Source organism: Paenibacillus kobensis NBRC 15729 (genome assembly GCF_004000825.1).
Taxonomy (GTDB): Bacteria; Bacillota; Bacilli; order Paenibacillales; family Paenibacillaceae; genus Paenibacillus_T; species Paenibacillus_T kobensis.
In genome coordinates, this window is sequence record NZ_BILZ01000083.1 from 1 (window position 1) to 17,591 (window position 17,591).

Genomic DNA, 17,591 nt, shown 5'->3' on the forward strand with positions numbered 1-17,591 from the left:
CCAGCTCGATGATCGGTCATGGGATGGCCGAATCTTGATTATAGGCTAACTAAACTTATCCCTTGCAGATTTTAGAACATATTGCTCGACTGAGGAGGTTATCCCAACAGGAAGACTTGTTATCGGTTACAGCGGTTATAGCATCTCGCCCCTAACGCCGAACAGCTTACTCGATACGGCCGATATAAGCAGCATCTGCTCCATGAACTGTTCATGCGAAGCATCCATTCCGCTGTTCAGCCATTTGCGTATGACATGAACCGTTCCTCCTACAGTCCATTCGATATAGAAGTCAAGATCTACCTTTGAGGTTGCGCCATCGCGGCCCTCCGTTCCCTTCAAAATACATGCCATGCTGGCATGCAGCCGGTCCTCAAAGCGGCGTTTATATTCCGGTAGTGCGCCTGATAGCAGCATACGATAAAACGTCACATTGCGACTAATATGGTCCAAACTGCTGCGGAAATACGTCTCCAGCACCGCCATTAACTGATCCAATTCCTTTAGAGGCTTAATACTATCCACCATTGCAAAATATTCGCTGAATTTCTCCTCCATCAGCTCTTCGAGCAACTCCGCCTTCGATGAGTAATGGCTGTAGAAGGTGACCCGATTGACGCCCGCCTTCTTGGCGATATCCGTTACACTTATCGTTGAATACGGCATGACTTCGAGCAACGCCAGAATTGCTTCATGGATCGCTGACCGCGTGCGAACCACTCTCGTATCTGGATAATTGTAATGATTCATGTTGTATGGCTCCTTACTATTTTTAACGACAAATTTTACGTAATTGTAGTATTCGCTACATCATAGGGAATACTGTTAATGGGTCTGCTTATCCTCTATGATACAATAAAAGCGCTTCAACCTTAACCATCCAGTTCAATCTAACAGACGAGGTGAGCAGCAATGACTGCGAATAAATTATTTTTGATTACCGGTTCGGCTACCGGATTGGGACGAGCACTGGCAATTAAACTTGCGGAGCAAGGGTACAAGCTTTCGCTCGTTGACTTCAATGAAGAGGCGGGCAATGAAACGTTGTCGCTCGTGAAAGAAAAAGGCGCCGAGGCGATCTTCATCAAAGCGGACGTATCCAAGGAAGAAGACGTCAAGCGCTATGTTGAAGAAACTGTCCGCGTGTTCGGAACGATCGATTATTTCGTAAACAATGCGGGTGTTATGGTACCAATGCGTCTCTTGCATGAGTACGAGATGAACGAGTACGACCGCGTAATGGGCGTCAACCTGAAGGGTGCGTTCCTCGGCCTAAAATACGTCATACCGGTTATGCTGCAAAATGGCGGCGGCAGCATTGTCAACACCGTTTCCTCGAACAGCTTCAAGCCTACGGCGTTCAACGGCCTGTATTCTGCGACCAAACACGCGCTTGCCGCGCTTACGAAGTCGATCGGTCAAGACTATCAGGACTTAAACATTCGCGCGGTTGGCGTTGCGCCTAACATGATGACGACGAACATTTCCGCTAATGCGGTCGTGACGCTGACGGAAGATCGGATGGCGAAGCTGTACGCTTCGACCGGCCCTAACATTCCGGCAACGCCAGAAGCAATCGCTGAAGCAGTCATCTTCGCAGCTACGACAGGCGCCGACCTGCTGAACGGCACGATCATGAACTGCGCCGGCGGCGAGATTTACCAATAAGTTTTACCAATAAGCAGCAGACGATACGAGCGAGGCCGTCCCTTATATTCAAGGGACGGCCTTTTCTTGCGCTGCGCTTGCATAGGCACGGAGCGGACTGCGGCGGCGAACCCATTAGGGGGAACTTTTCTTGTTTCCTTACCCTTATATCTATAAGCAATTTGTAGTACTTCCTTTTCGTCCCCAAGCCTCTCTAGAATAGTACAAGATAATACTTCCTTAACTAAAGCATCCCCTGTTAAATCCATCCTCTCATAAAAATCAAATAATCGTCTTAGTAATTCGGTTTCAATATCTTTTCTTAGTAATTCGATCAAATAATCATTTATATCACCAAAAAACACGTGGTTAAGAACTTCTTCATAAAATGCTTCATGTTCAATAAGGTTAAACCTGAATTTTGGAAATTCATCAATAAATACTTTGACTTAAGCGCGCAAGCGCGGGTCTGACGGGCTTAGCCAGTGCAGGATTGTCCGACTGATCCACTTCCCCGAATTCCTCGGCAGGACCGAGAGCCGTATGGCCCGATAGTATGAAGTTATGCATCGTTACTGTCTTCGAAGCATCACCTAAAAACTTTTGATCAAGATTCCAACTCTATTTTTTACTTTGGTATAAAAACTCAACTTCACCATCTAGCAAATATCGATATTCAAATAATTGCATTGTTCTTTCCCTAATTCTCTCCCGTATAACCGTGCCTAGGCTTACCGATCCTTGTGTTCCAAGGTAACCATTATTAATAAATGTCTTCTCTACAAATTTTGTTTCCCTTAAGTGATACTGTAACCATTCCTTCTGCGAGTCAATTAGTGCTTCTCTTGGTTCTCTATCCAACTTAGAAAGAAGCTTTCTATAGATTTGATTCAACTCTTTATCCCAAACCTCTGTATATTTGCCTTCCAATGCCCCCCATCCCAATGTTGTAATAATCTCTTTGGAATTCTGAAATTCATTAAATTCCACTTCATAATCATGATCTATAGGATTTCGAAGCATTTCATCATAAAATTCTCCTTTCAAATCATAGGTCCCAATGCTCATGGACAACACTTCATTATTAGAAGGGTCTGTTTGACCTTCAGTTATTTCTTTCGCTTCTGTTCCATTACCTGTACTCACTACATCAGGAGGCAGTTCAGTATTCATTATTGATTTAGTCTCGCTGTTCGAGGTAGTCGATTGACTAACATTTTGACAAGCTGAAAACACTATCGTTATAAAAAATAAGAAGATTATCTTGCCTTTCATAAATTATCTCCTTAAATATTATCTTAAATATTTACCGGAAATGAATCGATGCATCCGTATCCCCATCATAATCGGTATCCAGACAATTTCCAATTAGAATTCACAGTATTTTCTTTTGAACTCCGACTCTTATCTCCTGAGTTAAAGGGATAGTGGACAAAAGGGTGAAACGACTTAGTGGAGCCTAGAGGGATTCCATCTCGCACATCTCGATGAAGAAGCACCTATCAGTGACTGATAGGTGCTGTTCGTAATCCAAATCATGATGAATGCTCGAACTTCCGCTTATGCAAAGGCTGTCGTGTTCGTACGGGGACTTCCCGTCAAGTGATCAACCACTTTCTTCTGGTTCGCGAGCCAAGCAGCAGTAGGATTGGCAATCCCATTGATGAAGGGCACACTGTGTTCTTTTACAAAATTCTCCTCCGGCGTTGGCGGCGGATTCCGATGTACGAATAGGGAAACGATCGCAATGGCGATGCCGACTACCGCTGCCACTACGCCAATGACCGGAATAGCCGAGCACACGGTGACGCCTGCCATTGCAGCTAGTCCTAGTCCCGCTTCAACAAGGAATGCGATACCGGTTGCGACGATCTCTAGAATATCAAGCACTTTGACGGCTACCGGTTGTCCCTGGGAGAAATCGCTTGCGATCTGGAAGCCCGTGCAGACGCAAGCCGCACCTAAGGCCAGAATCGTCATTCCACGAGCGAATACGCTGGCAACCTTAGAAACGGTCGACCATGAAGAGGCGGCTGCTTCCAGCGACTCTGCCTTTGCCATTGCTTCTCCGGCAGCCTGCCCTGCTTGTGCCAACTCCGGTGCAGCGACTTCGATCAATCCGGCGTCGACCTTTATCCCGATCTGACCGGCAACTCTCGACATTCGCTGTACCTCCATTGCGTTCTGAATATCGGCTCCCGCCTGCATCAGCTCGGCTGCGGCTGATTCGGCTTTAGCGAGCTTCGAGGCAGCAGTAAACTTGGAGATATCGCTGAAGATATTGGCAGATAAATCGACGAGATCGATGACCGCTTTTGTTTTATTTTCAGACGTTAAGTCTTTCCACCCCATGAATGTCTGTATGGATGAGTAGATACCGAATCCATAAATGGCAACCGTCATGGTTCTGCCTAATGCAGCCGCAATCTTCGGATTATTACTTGCCCATGCATGGATACGCGCGGGAACCGGCAAATCCTTGAATCGGATCAACACTTCCATCGATTCCGATATAATACTACCCATATTAACGATAAGTTTGTTCACATCTTCTGCATGAAACTCCGCCTTTAACTTCTCTAGGTCTTCGTTGGCCGCTTTCAACACTTCATCCTGCCATTTGCCGCCTGCAAGAATAGAGTTGAAGTACTGCCTGAAGAACTCCGTCAGAAATTCTACGCCATCTTGTTTATTGTTCGTTGAGAATCTTGAAATGACAAAATTCAAGCGGACATCCATCACTCTGCCGTACAACGAGGTCGCGTATGTGATTTTCTTGCCGTCTCCAGCGTCCACTCTCGCTTCTTGATCCAAGGCGTGGAGCAGCGTACAGAGATGCGTCAGCCTCTTGCGTCCATCTAACGTGTTCTGAAGCGCAAGCCCATTGAGCGTAAACGGTCTTAAGCAATAGTCGTAGAGCTTCTGTGCCCACACAGTCGGCTGATCCGACAGATAAGCGGACAGTCCAGGAGCACAGCTTGCGAATGCACTGTCCAGCAGCGCGGAAGTAGCGAGGTTGTACCCTTTATCCTTGGCGAAACAGCTGTTCTCATTCCCTTTCCAGAAGAAGTCTAACTTATTGCTGTAATTAGGAATTTCCTGGAACTGTGATTTGATTCGCTCATCGGTACTTTTCGAGAAGGCATGCGTCAGGTATCCGACAGCGAACTTATCGGTTAAGAACGATTTGATATCTGTATTCTTAATGAGGTCCGCATCGCGCTGTGTTAAAGATGCGTTAGGGCCGACATCAGGCTTCGTCTCGCCGAACCAATTGCGCCAATTGTCATCCACGGCGTACAACATCAACGATTTAAGCTTGGCAAAGCTTAATTCGTGCAAGTTCTCCAAATCCGGCGTCGGCAGCGTGAACAGGTCCTCGACAGAACGATTGATCTCACCGATTAGCGCCTTAGCTGGCAGCAGGTGCTGCGGAAAGGCACGATTTGCCGTTTTCAATTCCGGGCTTTGCAGCGGATGATTAGCGAAGTAGGCTTGAACCGCGGTTTTCATTTCCGTAATGGATACGGAATCTTTATAGACGCCCGACAGGTTATGCGCGGGTCCATGATAATCGCCGGCTTCTTCATTATATTCGAATATGGATCCCGAGAATCTGCTATAATCCATCGTGAAATTAAAGTCGCCGCCGATCCACTTGGAGAAGCCAAAACCGCAGTACATCGGATCGACATCAAAGTGAACATGAAGTACATCTTCTTTCTTATCGTCCTGTGCGATTGTGAACAGCAGGGTCGTCGCATCATTGAATGCTTTACTGCCAGCCGGATCCCCAGGAATGACGAACCCCCCGTAAGTGTGCCGATTTCCCTTCTCATCTTGCTTGAAGCCCATTTCGAACAGAATCCAAGACTTTTGGTCTATCGTGATCGCATAACGGAACATAGCGGCTTCGGCTGTGAACGTGGAGCTCGTCCCGGCTGCAGACACGACGCCGGTGCCCATTAAGCCATGCGGGAACAACTTCAGAATGCCGTGTTCTTCTTGACCGTGTACATTGTTTCGCTGCCAATAAAAGTGTCCGCCATCATAATGGGTATCCACTGGAACCCCGTCTACAAGAATTTGATGATTAAACAACGAGATATGCTGGATCGGATAGCTATTGAGGCTATCGCCCGCTTGAAATTGTACCGATAACTTCGGAATGATCATACTTTACCTCCCAGTCTCGAAATGCTGAACAGAAAGTGGTTCATCGCTTCATTGCCGAACGCCTTGCGAAATAGCATTTCATTATGCCTAACCATGCTAATAAACTGGATTTCTTCCACAGCGCTCATATGCTTCTTGACGTTGGCAAGAATATTGGCAATCGTCATCTCAGGGTAACTCAATAAGCATAAGTAATCATGGGCATAATAAGAATGATAGCCTTCTGAGAAATGCAGGTCATAACCAATAAAACATTGCGCCTCTGCCCTTTCCACATTGATGTTCGCCACGACTACCTTCTCAACGGCATGGCTTCCATCCTCGTGCGGCTTGAATCTCCATAGTCGATCGCCGACCTCCAGCCGATTAATCGTTACGTTCGGGTTAAGCTGTTTGCTAAGATAGGGGTTTAAACTGCACCAGCCGCGATCGGTCATCATGGCATGCTCAGGCGATAGGAATACAGATTCTTCGTTGATGCTGTACATCTCTAGAACGAAAGGATTATAGATTTGCTCCGTAGAGCAGACCGAGAACGTCCCATGCCCATTCAGGACCAAATCGCCGGGCTCGATATGCTGGATGAGCTTCACGCTGCCGTCAGCCATTCGAATGGGGGTGTTCTCCCGGATACAGCCTGAAGATTCCTGCTGCTTCTCTTCGAAATTATTAGGCGAGCTGCCGCTCCGCATCTGATATTGTGCCGGGCCATCCGATAGGTTCAGCCAGTTCAATAGCGCTTCCCCATACTCATACCGCTCATGCGTGACATCACTATATAAGGGCATTCCATTCACGCCAGTGGCAACCACTTCTCTTCGCGTGTAACGATACGGCCCGGTACGGACGCCAATGGCTTGATCGACCGCAGTCTTAACCGTATTGTATGCGTCGGTCTCCTGTGCGAACAACGCGGCCACCCCTGCGAACCAATTGAACGTGTCATAGTCTTGTACGGTCGACCAACGTTCAGAGGACTTCCAAGCCGGCAGGACGGATTGCAACGATTGTCCGCTCGTATCCAGCCAGTTGATCAAGTTGAGAAACAGCTTTGCCGGTATACTGCTTCCGCCTGTGTCGCATTCAACTAGAAAACCGTTGATGAATACGGGATCTTTCCCTTTCTCGACCATACTGGATAGAATCTGATTCTTGTTGGTTTGTAAATTAGAGAGTTCTTTCTCTTCAACTAAGCAGTCGATTGTCATCCATAGACCGACCGTTGCTCCATTGCTTGAGAACCATTGTTGAATGGTTGAATATGAAACGTTGCATACGCTGGCATGAAAGGATCTTACCGTATTCTGGGACACTACGAATGCAGCATATTTAACGGCAAATTCTTTCAGCGCAGCTTGTCCCTGCTGGGCGTTATAAGTTAGGTAGGGGCTTGCGGATACAGCGTTGAATAACGCGGTTTTTATGTTTCCATCGGCATGCTGGACAGCGTTCACCATCCGCTGTCTCAGCTTGCTGTCCGGTACTGACTTATATTTTTTCAAACACGACATAATGTCTTCCAACTGCATAAACCAACCTCCTTTCATCTATTATTCGTAGCATTTAAAGCCTGCAGGTGTGTTTACTCCGTACGAATCGAAGCAATGACATCGAGTATCGTCGCTCTCAATATGTCCATGACCGTTACAAGCATGGAGGAGCCGTCCGGATGATAGGTATCGGTCAAGAATGGCGTCGTGGTAGTCGATATAATGAAATCGATGGTACCGGACCGGTCAACTTGCAGCGCATTAACGAGATGCGACATGAACGCTTCGCCATAGGCTTCCGGTTGGAATTGCGATGACGTGACGATCATCGGCGCTGCCGGGGCATGAGGCTGACCTGGCGTCAGATGCCCACCAGGAGCAACGCTCAGCCGCCGGAATATTTCCTGATTCACCATGTTCACCTCGTCGAGCGGTACGGCGGATTGCCCAGGCTGCGGCTTCAGACCGACCATATACGTGACGATGTTATGGTCCGAACCGAGTTCAAGCAGCAGTTGATAGGCTTCTGAATTCGATTCGATCTCCTGATTCGTCTTGTCTGGCCCGAGATGCTCTCGAATGTATGCGAGTTGATCGTCAACGCTCGTTCCATTCCGCTGCGCAGGCAGCCGTTGAACGGGTACGATGAAGAACGGATCCTCGTCGCGTGAAAGCGTCACAAGCGCGGCATAGAACCGCTTGCTGTTATAGATCCCTTTGCCGAGCAATTGCCCATAGCCGTCGCGGTCGGTACCGAGCACCTTGTGGCTTAGATAGACGCCGGCTGCTGCGGCGCCAGGCTTGGAACCTTCAATCCCATAGACGCCTACCGTCGGATCGACACCGCCATGATAGACGACAGGCGCCGTGAAGCTGACGATGTTGCGAAGCGCGGAATTCCGATAACACAGCCCCCCTGCCGGATAAGGAATGAAGCCGGCCTTATGCGGGTCGATCGTAATGGAGTCGGCATGCTTCAAGGCAAGGTATTGGTTCGTTACATACTCGCTCATGGGCAGGGCAGGCGTCGAGTTACGATAAGGGTGAACCGGTCCCTCCGCTTCGTGCAGTATCGCTGCAAAATAACCGCCCCACGCACAATCGGCATGAATCATGAAATCGAGCCCTCTGCTCCTGAACTGCTCGCGAACGGCGAGGATGTCGACCAGCGGGTCTACTGCGCTTTCTTCTGTGCTGCCGATAACGCTTACCGCCATAATGACCGGACGACGCTCGTTCAAGCACGCTTCTAACGTCTCAGTCAGATGATCCAGCCTCATTCTACAGTCGAGATCGACATAGACGCCTTTGATCAGATTCGCGCCTAGCCCGAGTACGGCAGCCGATTTCGGCCACGAATAGTGCATGGATACAGGTCCGAGCACCACAGGCGCCGGCGTCGTCGGCAGATAAAGGCGATGGAATTCCAGAAACCCGACACGCTGCAAAATATATCGGTTCATCACTTCGTTAAACAGCGAATCGATGCGATCATCCTCATCGGAGTGATCACCCTGCTTGCCGAGCCTGCTTTTGATCTGCTCCGGCACAGCAAGTACGTCATCCATGGCCAGATTAAGCAGCGTCCATGGCTCCAAATCGATCATTCGCTGCTCTTGGCCATTCAGCAGCTTGACTGTCGTATCCCGTGCAGGCGAGAAATCCGGGTCCGAGCGAAGCGCTTCCGCCAAAGAAACGCCGTAATATTTCATGTTGCGGGCCGCCCACATCGCTTCAAGGTTAGCGACGCTGCCATCGCAAGCAATATGTCCCCAAGCACGGGATGCGCTTGGATCGACTGATGAATCTTGCGGGATCGAATAGCCGAGCATCCGGCACAGCTGATCCCCTACTTCCATCTCGATCAACGTCGTCGCGGGTGACGCTTCTGCCGCCACATTGTTCGGGTTAAACAGCATGCCTGCCATATAACCCAGCATACCCGGCATGGTAAGATCGCCGTTCATATGCCCCTGCCAGCGATAGCTGTGGAATGGCGGCGTTAACCATAAGTCTTCCAACAATGCGCTGAACTGTGCGCGCAGTCCGTTAGGCCCGTCTACCGTCGCCTTATAGTTCTCGCTTTGCTGAAGATCTGGGGTTATGGAAAGCGGATCGTCCGGAAAATACGCTCTGCGATAATCGCAATGGCTGTCGATTGCTTGATTGACGAGTTGCTGAAACAGCGCTTGATTTTCTGCTTTCGGCCCAAGAAGCAGCCCTTCCAGCGACGTGCCGCGCGGCTCTGTCTCAGTTGCAGCCTTAGCTAGCAGGTGGTGATGCTGCTTGGCACGGCGGTACGCTTCCAACCGTTTGGCGAACCGTTCTTTAGAGCCGTTTTTACGTATAAACATGAGTTCAACCCCTATTCAAATAATATATGTTGGTTATTCATTCGACTGGTTCGGTTAGTCAATTGGCGACCACCACAATACTTCCCCGATGCTTACGCTGAATCGTTTCTCCTTCCCTTCATACAGTACGCTGTAGGTCTCAGCCGCTAACAGATCGCGATTAGGCTCTGCAGGTTGTGCTACATCCGGGAAATGGATGAGAACGCCAGCTTCAATCTGCTCCGCGCTAAGCCATTCGGGCACGGCAGCAGCCTGAAGCAGGTGCATGAATTCCGGTGCTTGGTTCAAATAATGGCTAAGGAATACCTCATCTTCCCGCCCGAACAAGAGATACGTAAGCATGCTAGGACGTTGGAACAAGGCATTGAAGTGCCGATCGTGGACGATTCGGCGAACCGTAACCGTTACTTGCGGTATTAATCTCGGATTGGTGTCGGGGTTATCCGTTTCCCAGATGACGATCTCCGCCTCGAACGAAGTGCGGCGGCCGGATGCAACATCGGGCAGCGTGAACAAATCGGAGGACAGATTAGCTAATACGAGGGGGATCGTTGGGGATTGGTCTCGTTGTTGATTGCAGGCCTGCATTGCTTCTGGCGGGATGCTGGCTTCCAATATGCACTGATATTCGTGATTTTCCATGTTAAACATGGGCAAGTGTTCGAGAAACAGCGTGTTTCTGCCCAGCATGACAAACCCGTGAATATCGGGCGTGTTGACCGGTGAATCATCATCCATGTTCATTTGCAGGTGGCTTGCTGGTTGGTAGAAATACGTCATTCCCATCACTCCTTCAAAGTTTGTTGGCGTCTGGCCCTCGCTTCATAGTAAATGCGCCTGTACACATGAATATTATAATATATTCCAATCGTTACATTTACCTTTTAAATCTATCTCCAACAAGAAATTTTACTTTTCCTTGCTTATACACGAACTGCCCTCAGCATATGCTAAGGGGCGATCTATTTAGCTCGATTGCCTAGATAATGGGAGAAGGCGGCGAACTTGAATAGAAAAGGAGCCCTAGGTCCAGGCTCCTCCGAAAATGATTAACTTATTGAGTTCAACATCCATTGCAACTTAGTCGGTGCAGATGTGTCTGGCTGCCTGGGACTTCTCTGAAATACATTCAATTCTAGCACTTCACAATTTATAAGTACTGTATATTACCTCCGTGAAATGAGAGTCTATAGATCACTTTGTTATTAAATAGAATTGACTCTTCTCCTTGAAAATTGTTTATTTCTCCTGTCCAAGAACAACTGTATCCAAAAACATTATTCTTATAATAGCTTGGCCCACGATAAGGTGCTTGTGGTGTAACCTGCTTCAAGCATTCAAATAAAAACTGAGGAAAACCTTCTATTGGGTCGTAGGTTAAACCATAATAGTTCATGCCCCATACAGGCTTACCTGAAAACCATACGATCTCTTGGCCAATAAAATTCAGTTCACCAAAATAACTATCCATATACTCATATTCACTTTCTTTAAATGACAGATCTTTTGACCCCTGTTTAATAGGTTCAATTAATCCTCCACTTCCAGATGCATACGTATTCTTCTTGGCTTCTACAAGAAATGTAATAAATTCATCATTAAGAATCATTATTTACCTCCATGAATATGTAGAATAAATTTCATTACGCCCAGATTGCAGGTAACTACGTTATCTGCGATTGTCGTGATATATTATGCTAAAGGTAGATGATTGTCATATAATGTAACCTTAATGATTGTTCAGGGACATAAGAAAATAGGTAATTCATGTGAACTGATGCATCCATATTCCCATCATAATCGGTATCCAGATAATTTCCAAATAAAAATTTACAATATTTTCTTCACAACAAAATGAGACAGCTACTGCTGTCCCTCCAGCTTTATGTATTTAGTTGCCTCTGCCCGGACCGAGGGCCGAATGGCCCGATGCGTGAATACGGTGTTATACGAAGGTCCAGACTTCTTAGTATTGCTCACAAGGTTCTATCGAAGTTATCTCTATATTCTTACAAAATATTTTTATTCCACTATCCATTTCACAATCTGTTATCTTATAATTCAATTCATTCCATCCAAGGTCTCGAATATCTTCAATCTGAAAACAACTTAGTTGAATTCTAGAACCTCCAGCTCTTAACTCATAAGGTCCTAATTCTTTTAAATGAATAGTTATTAAATAATTTTCTGTCCCTTTATATTCAAGAACAATTTCAAGAACACATATATCCTCATAGTATTTGTTCTTATCAATAAAAAATCTAAACTCATTTATATTGCGACATTTATACCAACCAAATTCACTTATTGTATTGTTTATTAGATTAAGGTTTACTATGCGATCCAACATCGATACCTCCTTGTTAAAGCATGACTGGACTTTCATATAACGTCTTTGTATTCACGACGTCAATCCCCCTTAGATAGCTCTTATCTTAGGGGGATCGATGTGTTCGGCTGCTCCGCTCCACCGATATGCCTCCGCCCGGACCCAGGGCCGAATGGCCCGATGCGTGAATACGGTGTTATCAGAAGTTACCGTCCTCTTCGCTCAACTTATAAATAGTGGTCTTAGTATATCTTCATCAAGATCTACAAGTTTTGAAATTTCTTCAATGGTGTATCCTTCTTTTATTGCTCTTTTTATTACTTTTACTTTTATTGTTCCTTCATGTATTGTTCTCTCCAGATGTTTATCGAAATGAATCATATCATCGTCGGCTACCCCGTCAAGTGTAAATACCGTTCTGTAATCTCCTATATCATTGCCAAGATACAATATTCTTAAGTTACAATATACAAAATCAGAATACCCATTCACATGCGTAAGTTGTATTGAACGAAGTTCTGTCTTAAGTAATTTGAGATTTGACTTTCCATTAAAGGTACTAAAAAATTCACCTCGATCTTCTTTCCTCCAATTTTCTAGATAGTTTTCAAGTCCTTTTTCTGTTCGTTCTACAATATTATTGGTTTGTGCCCATTCAATTAAGGATGTTGTATTCATGTTTTTCCTCTCTACGGTAATTTCTGATAACGTCTTTGTATTCACGAACCCTCACTGGCTTAAGCCGCGTCAGCGGCGGGTCCAACGGACTTAGCCAGTCCGGCTGCTCCCGCTTCCTCGAAATGCCTCTGCCGGACCGAGGGCCGGATGGCCCGATGCGGTGTTAGCTGAAGTTCCTGACTTCATCGAAATCCAATCAATTCTTAAAGAACCATTGAATCATCTTCTCGCTCATCCTATCTGCTATATCTACATCTCTTACCTTGATCCAATGGAATAGTGGTTGTTGAATAAATCCTTTTAAGTCAGTATTCATTCCTTTAAGGCCTTCCAACATCTCTTCATATGTAAATTGAATACTTATCAAATTTTTATTGTTTTCATTTGGTTCATCTGACCAAACTATGAGGCATTCTGACTGATAAATTATCCCTGGAGAAGGATCGTGCCCTAACCATGGGCTACTCCAGTTTACAACTGATTCTTCAAGATCTGCCCAATCTTCTAGCCCACAACAGCAGCTCGGAAGAATAAACTTGTTCTCGTCTTCAAAAAAGGCTATTCCTCCTGAGATTGCAACACTTTCTTCTTTAAGAATTTCATTGAATGATTCCTTGAACGGATGATTGGGATCTATACCGTTATATCCAAACAGAAGAATCAAAAATAATTCAACATCTTCTATCGTGCTATCAGCAGACAAACCTATAAACTCCTTACGAGTTACCTCTTCTTCAAACCATACTGGACGTTCAAAATATGGATTTGTAATTACGGGTTTGACATAGGGCATCTTTGATCTCCATTCATTTATCCGTCTTTCAGGAATTTCATCTAACGTCTTTGTGGCGCGAATGCGCCGGGTCAGACGGACTAGCCAGTGCAGGGTTGTCCAGCTGATTCCACTTCCCCGAAATTCCTCTGCCGGACCGAGGGACGGATGCCCCGATGCGTGAAAACGCTGTTATGTGAAGTACCATGGCATCCTGATATCTCTATCAAACGTTCATTATGATCTGGTACTCGCTCTTACCACTCTCTCCATTCTTCGGTTATGTCTTGACCTTCTTCTACTTCTAGTCCGGCTAGAATTGCTGCTTTTTCTATGAATTCAGCTAACTCTTCCCGTTCCATTGTTTCGATAAAATAATCATTCTCCTCATTCAACTCATTAAAGGCAACTACTATTTCTTCAACTAGTTTCATTATCTTCTCTTGATCATCACTATCCTGTATTGAGATCAATTGGTTCAAGTAATTATCAATTAACTTATCACAAAGATTTAAACGCTCTGGTGTAAATAGATCATCAGCATATTCAATCATTCTCTCATTCCATAATTTAGTTGGCTTTTCTTTAAATACTTCTTGTAACTCCATAGTAATAACCCTCTTCCTAGAATTTATAGTTTTTATTTCTTTATAAGATTCATGGTGTTTCACATAACTATAATATTTGCGAATTTCGTGGTGATGTCCTTGTTATTGTCTTATAGCGTAGCCTTAGTTATTCCTCAATATGGCTACATGGGAAAGGGTATATATTTTTATAATAGATGCCGACGTAGATTCCCCCTTAGAACAGACTGATTGATAAAAATTCCTTACCCTTGTAAAATAATAAATCTTAATACTATTAGTATCTTCTTGTGTTGCTCCCGCTTTAATTACTGTTGCGTGAGCCATGGAACAATTCCCAAAATCCCATCAAGGATCCATATCGAATCTAATCCAATGAGGTACATTTAATCCTGTATGTTTAAACACTTCGATAATAGAATCACGAGCTACAATAACGTAGTTTTCAGCGACTGTTGCTTCAGGAAATAAATCACTTTGTTCTTGTTTGCTATGAACTAATTTAATTCTTTGATCTTTTAATTGTAAGAGTTTTTGCCATACTCCTTCGCCCCAATTTAACTTTGGTAGCCCTAAATTAGAAATAGCTCTATCTACATCTTCTCTAAAGCGATGGCCAATTTTCGAGTCACTTAAGACTTGCCTGAAAGTCATTTCAATACAAGTCCATGTAGTGATAATACACCATCTAACATAGGTTCCTCTGTCCCAAGAATTTAGAGCTTGCTTTGAGAGAGATCTTGCATGCAATACATCAGTCCAAAGATGATATTCAGGAGAATTTATATCTATTATTGGAGATGCGTGGTGTTATGTGCAATTCTATCTCTTCTATGGGAAAATCCACTAATCTCATGATTACGAAAATGGCCTTTTTGTTTTAAAGATAAATTCTTCTTATTCGTCATGTTCGTTATATTGTTTCAATATCATCTCTTTAATTTCCAATTTCATAGTTTCCGAGGGATATATTTGTTTATCAGGAAAATCGCTCAGTATAGTGGCCCATTGGTAGGCGTTAAATTTAGGAGAGCGTTTAATAAACTCCATGAGTAGTATGTGATCTATTGGGGAATTGCTGGAATTTTGAATATGCATTACATACTTATCAAATATTTGTAACAGCGCAATTCCATGTTGCCTTGCATATTCTGTTGCGCCACTTTGAAAACCTGATGTAGAGATTAATACGCCTTTATGCGCACCTAAGCTTCGTACCTTATCAGCTAATACTACAATCTTCTCACGTTCCACTGGTCTCGTATAACGCTTGCACTCAACTATTACTTTAAAGTCCACAGATAATGCCACAAACTCAGCGATTATATCAATTTGGTACTCTCCATCATTGGTTTGAACTTTGGTTATGCAGTATATTGAAGTCTTTAAGTGCTTCAGCTTCAGCATACGCATTTAATATTTCTAAACAATACTTCTCAAATTCTAGAGCAGAAATACTTGCAACAAACTCACAATATGGATTGATAGTTCCCACCTCACGTTTTGCAGTATCAGACTTTTAGGTTTATTTTAGATTCCATATAACGTTCATGTATTCACGAACCCTCACTGACTTAAGCGCACAAGCGCGGGTCCGACGGACTTAGCCAGTGCGGGGTTGTCCGGCTGCCTCCACTTCCCCGAAATCCCTATGCCGGACCGAGGGCCGGATGGCCCGATGCGTGAATATGGTGTTAGGCGACGTACCTGACTTCTTGGTTAATCACTCAGTATTCTTATCCCATTCCCACAATTCTTCAGTTGAGATTATATTGCATCCATACATTAGGGTCATTATAAACACCACAATCCCTATCACGATCTATTTCAATTGGTTGCAATGCTCCCTTAATAACATATTTACCACTATCGGGAAATTTCATATTAGTCCAGTTTTCCCATTCCTTAATTGTCCCTTTAACTGTCATTGCATTATGAATTGGTTTAATTATCTTTGCACCAAGTTTCCAATGTGTTCGAATCCACGGGTCAAATGGCGCTCCGTCTTCTCTCTTCCAATGTATGTACTGATCAAATAGAGTTATTGGGTATTCTGCTTTAAAGCTAGGACGAACAGGTACAATAAAATTCTTGAATCCAACCTTGACTGCTAGTTCCTTTAACTCATTTAATAGTCTTTGACTTAAACCTAATTTTTGATATTCAGAATGGATTGCAATATTCACAGCAACTAATGTATTAACATCATCTATATCCTTATTTTCCACACCTTGCACCAATGTATCAGTCCAACTCATAGGTAATTCTTCAACTATCCCTGACCACTTAATAGGTATTGAATTCCCATAAGCAACGAGTCTATCGTTATTACATAAACATAATTGATACTCAGGGTATAATCTTCTCATGCTAGCCCAGTACTTCATTGAATAATTATCCTGGCTCATAAATTTGGGCCATACCGAATTCATAATTTCGTTTGTCTTTAATGTAGGATCTTCTTGAAGTGACAAAACCTTAATATCCATTTAAGATATCTCCTTAGTTTTTAATGTACTTCAGGTATGTCATCTAACTACATTATCTGCGAATGTCGTGATGAATTATTTAAATTGTAAACTTGAACTGTACCGGTGATTACTTGTAATGTAGTCTTAGTGATTATTCGTAGGACACCATCATGAATTAGGTTATGATTTATGTGAATCGATGCATCCGTATTCCCATCATAATCGGTATCCAGACAATTTCCAATTAAAATTAACAGTATTTTCTTTACAATAAAAAAGAGACAGATTTCCTTGTCTCTCATTTTCGTATGATTAGTTCCTCTCATCAAATGCCTTGAAAATATCTGTCGCTATTTTATGAACCAACTCAATCTCTGCATTGTTTCGAGTCATCATTAACGCCAAATGTTTTTCTATTTTCCCACTAGAGTTACCTAATCCTATTAGATCACTAGGCTAGGCTTCAAACCTAAAGCGAAAGCAATCTTCTCAAAGGTATCTAATGATATACGACCTGTATGAGGCAAAGCGAAAATCTTGCTCTAAATTGGCGTGACATTGATTTCGATACAGGCACGATCACAATACGCCAAATCCTTAGCCACGATGGGAAAGAGTTCTATTCAGAAGGGGAGACTAAGACCAGTTGACGTTGGATACGTAGCTCGATGATCGGTCATGGGATGTCCGAATCATGATTATAGGCTACGCAGCTTACTCAACGAAGGCTTTTAGCGGTAGATTCAGACGCCGTGCTCCTCCATTAGAAGCATCTCCTTCGAAGCATACTCACTTCATTTCGTCCGCGCGGACTGAACCCCGGGGTTCGCCCCCTTTAACGGCTCCGCCAAACAACAAAAAAGCACGCCAGCGAATGGCGTGCTTCATATTTGTTGTATGGTGGAGCCTAGGGGGATCCCATCTCGCCCAGCTCGATGATCGGTCATGGGATGTCCGAATCCTGATTGTAGGCTGACGCAGCTTACTCAACGAAGACTTTTAGCGGTAGATTCAGACGCCGTGCTCCTCATTAGAAGCCATTCCTTCGAAGCATACTCCTTCATTCCGTCCGCGCGGACTGAACCCC

General features: G+C 44.5%; 16 protein-coding genes. 1 reads left to right on the forward strand and 15 read right to left on the reverse strand.

All coding sequences use genetic code 11. From position 1 onward, the window contains the following. Nucleotides 1–135: 135 nt before the first annotated feature. The gene (locus tag PKO01S_RS26475) at nucleotides 136–750 is read right to left on the reverse strand and encodes a TetR/AcrR family transcriptional regulator (protein WP_127534450.1); all 615 of its coding nucleotides are present in this window, start codon (nucleotides 748–750) and stop codon (nucleotides 136–138) included. A 162-nt stretch (nucleotides 751–912) separates the two neighbouring features. On the opposite strand from PKO01S_RS26475, the gene PKO01S_RS26480 reads away from it, so the two are divergent. Continuing rightward, nucleotides 913–1,668 (forward strand): SDR family NAD(P)-dependent oxidoreductase, encoded by a 756-nt coding sequence (locus PKO01S_RS26480; RefSeq protein WP_127534451.1) that lies wholly within the window; start codon nucleotides 913–915, stop codon nucleotides 1,666–1,668. Here the strand turns inward: PKO01S_RS26480 and PKO01S_RS26485 are convergent. From PKO01S_RS26485 to PKO01S_RS26550, 14 genes are all read right to left on the reverse strand, one after another. After that, the gene (locus PKO01S_RS26485; protein ID WP_456152491.1) at nucleotides 1,659–2,084 is read right to left on the reverse strand and encodes a DUF7674 family protein; all 426 of its coding nucleotides are present in this window, start codon (nucleotides 2,082–2,084) and stop codon (nucleotides 1,659–1,661) included. The genes PKO01S_RS26480 and PKO01S_RS26485 overlap by 10 nt on opposite strands. 184 nt (nucleotides 2,085–2,268) lie before the next feature. Then, nucleotides 2,269–2,922 carry a lysozyme inhibitor LprI family protein gene (locus PKO01S_RS26490; protein WP_127534453.1) on the reverse strand — a complete coding sequence of 218 codons (654 nt, stop codon included), beginning with the start codon at nucleotides 2,920–2,922 and terminating at the stop codon, nucleotides 2,269–2,271. 285 nt (nucleotides 2,923–3,207) lie between these two features. Beyond that, nucleotides 3,208–5,823: a hypothetical protein gene (locus PKO01S_RS26495; RefSeq protein WP_127534454.1), complete on the reverse strand. Its 2,616-nt coding sequence runs from the start codon at nucleotides 5,821–5,823 to the stop codon at nucleotides 3,208–3,210. Then, entirely contained in the window at nucleotides 5,820–7,352 is a 1,533-nt protein-coding gene (locus PKO01S_RS26500; RefSeq protein WP_127534455.1) for a Hint domain-containing protein, read from the reverse strand. Before PKO01S_RS26500 ends, PKO01S_RS26495 begins: the two co-directional genes overlap by 4 nt. 53 nt (nucleotides 7,353–7,405) lie before the next feature. Next, complete coding sequence (locus PKO01S_RS26505) at nucleotides 7,406–9,667, reverse strand: pyridoxal phosphate-dependent decarboxylase family protein (RefSeq protein WP_127534456.1); 2,262 nt, start codon at nucleotides 9,665–9,667, stop codon at nucleotides 7,406–7,408. 54 nt (nucleotides 9,668–9,721) lie between these two features. After that, the gene (locus tag PKO01S_RS26510; RefSeq protein WP_127534457.1) at nucleotides 9,722–10,447 is read right to left on the reverse strand and encodes a hypothetical protein; all 726 of its coding nucleotides are present in this window, start codon (nucleotides 10,445–10,447) and stop codon (nucleotides 9,722–9,724) included. Between the two features lie 370 nt (nucleotides 10,448–10,817). Next, a complete protein-coding gene (locus tag PKO01S_RS26515; protein ID WP_127534458.1) occupies nucleotides 10,818–11,276 on the reverse strand; it encodes a DUF5680 domain-containing protein in 459 nt (152 codons plus the stop codon). Nucleotides 11,277–11,633: 357 nt separating this feature from the next. Next, on the reverse strand, nucleotides 11,634–12,017 hold the full coding sequence (locus PKO01S_RS26520) for a hypothetical protein (RefSeq protein WP_127534459.1): 384 nt from the start codon (nucleotides 12,015–12,017) through the stop codon (nucleotides 11,634–11,636). A 201-nt stretch (nucleotides 12,018–12,218) separates the two neighbouring features. Further along, the gene (locus PKO01S_RS26525; protein WP_127534460.1) at nucleotides 12,219–12,674 is read right to left on the reverse strand and encodes a hypothetical protein; all 456 of its coding nucleotides are present in this window, start codon (nucleotides 12,672–12,674) and stop codon (nucleotides 12,219–12,221) included. Nucleotides 12,675–12,870: 196 nt separating this feature from the next. Then, nucleotides 12,871–13,467, reverse strand: coding sequence for a hypothetical protein (locus tag PKO01S_RS26530; RefSeq protein ID WP_127534461.1), 597 nt, complete (start codon nucleotides 13,465–13,467; stop codon nucleotides 12,871–12,873). Nucleotides 13,468–13,703: 236 nt separating this feature from the next. Continuing rightward, the gene (locus PKO01S_RS26535) at nucleotides 13,704–14,054 is read right to left on the reverse strand and encodes a hypothetical protein (RefSeq protein ID WP_127534462.1); all 351 of its coding nucleotides are present in this window, start codon (nucleotides 14,052–14,054) and stop codon (nucleotides 13,704–13,706) included. A gap of 327 nt (nucleotides 14,055–14,381) precedes the next feature. Next, nucleotides 14,382–14,687, reverse strand: a complete 306-nt coding sequence (locus PKO01S_RS26540; RefSeq protein WP_127534463.1) for a hypothetical protein — start codon at nucleotides 14,685–14,687, stop codon at nucleotides 14,382–14,384. Nucleotides 14,688–14,930: 243 nt separating this feature from the next. Then, complete coding sequence (locus tag PKO01S_RS26545; protein WP_164779788.1) at nucleotides 14,931–15,440, reverse strand: restriction endonuclease; 510 nt, start codon at nucleotides 15,438–15,440, stop codon at nucleotides 14,931–14,933. Nucleotides 15,441–15,790: 350 nt separating this feature from the next. Continuing rightward, nucleotides 15,791–16,522 (reverse strand): GNAT family N-acetyltransferase, encoded by a 732-nt coding sequence (locus PKO01S_RS26550; RefSeq protein ID WP_127534465.1) that lies wholly within the window; start codon nucleotides 16,520–16,522, stop codon nucleotides 15,791–15,793. Nucleotides 16,523–17,591 lie beyond the last annotated feature (1,069 nt).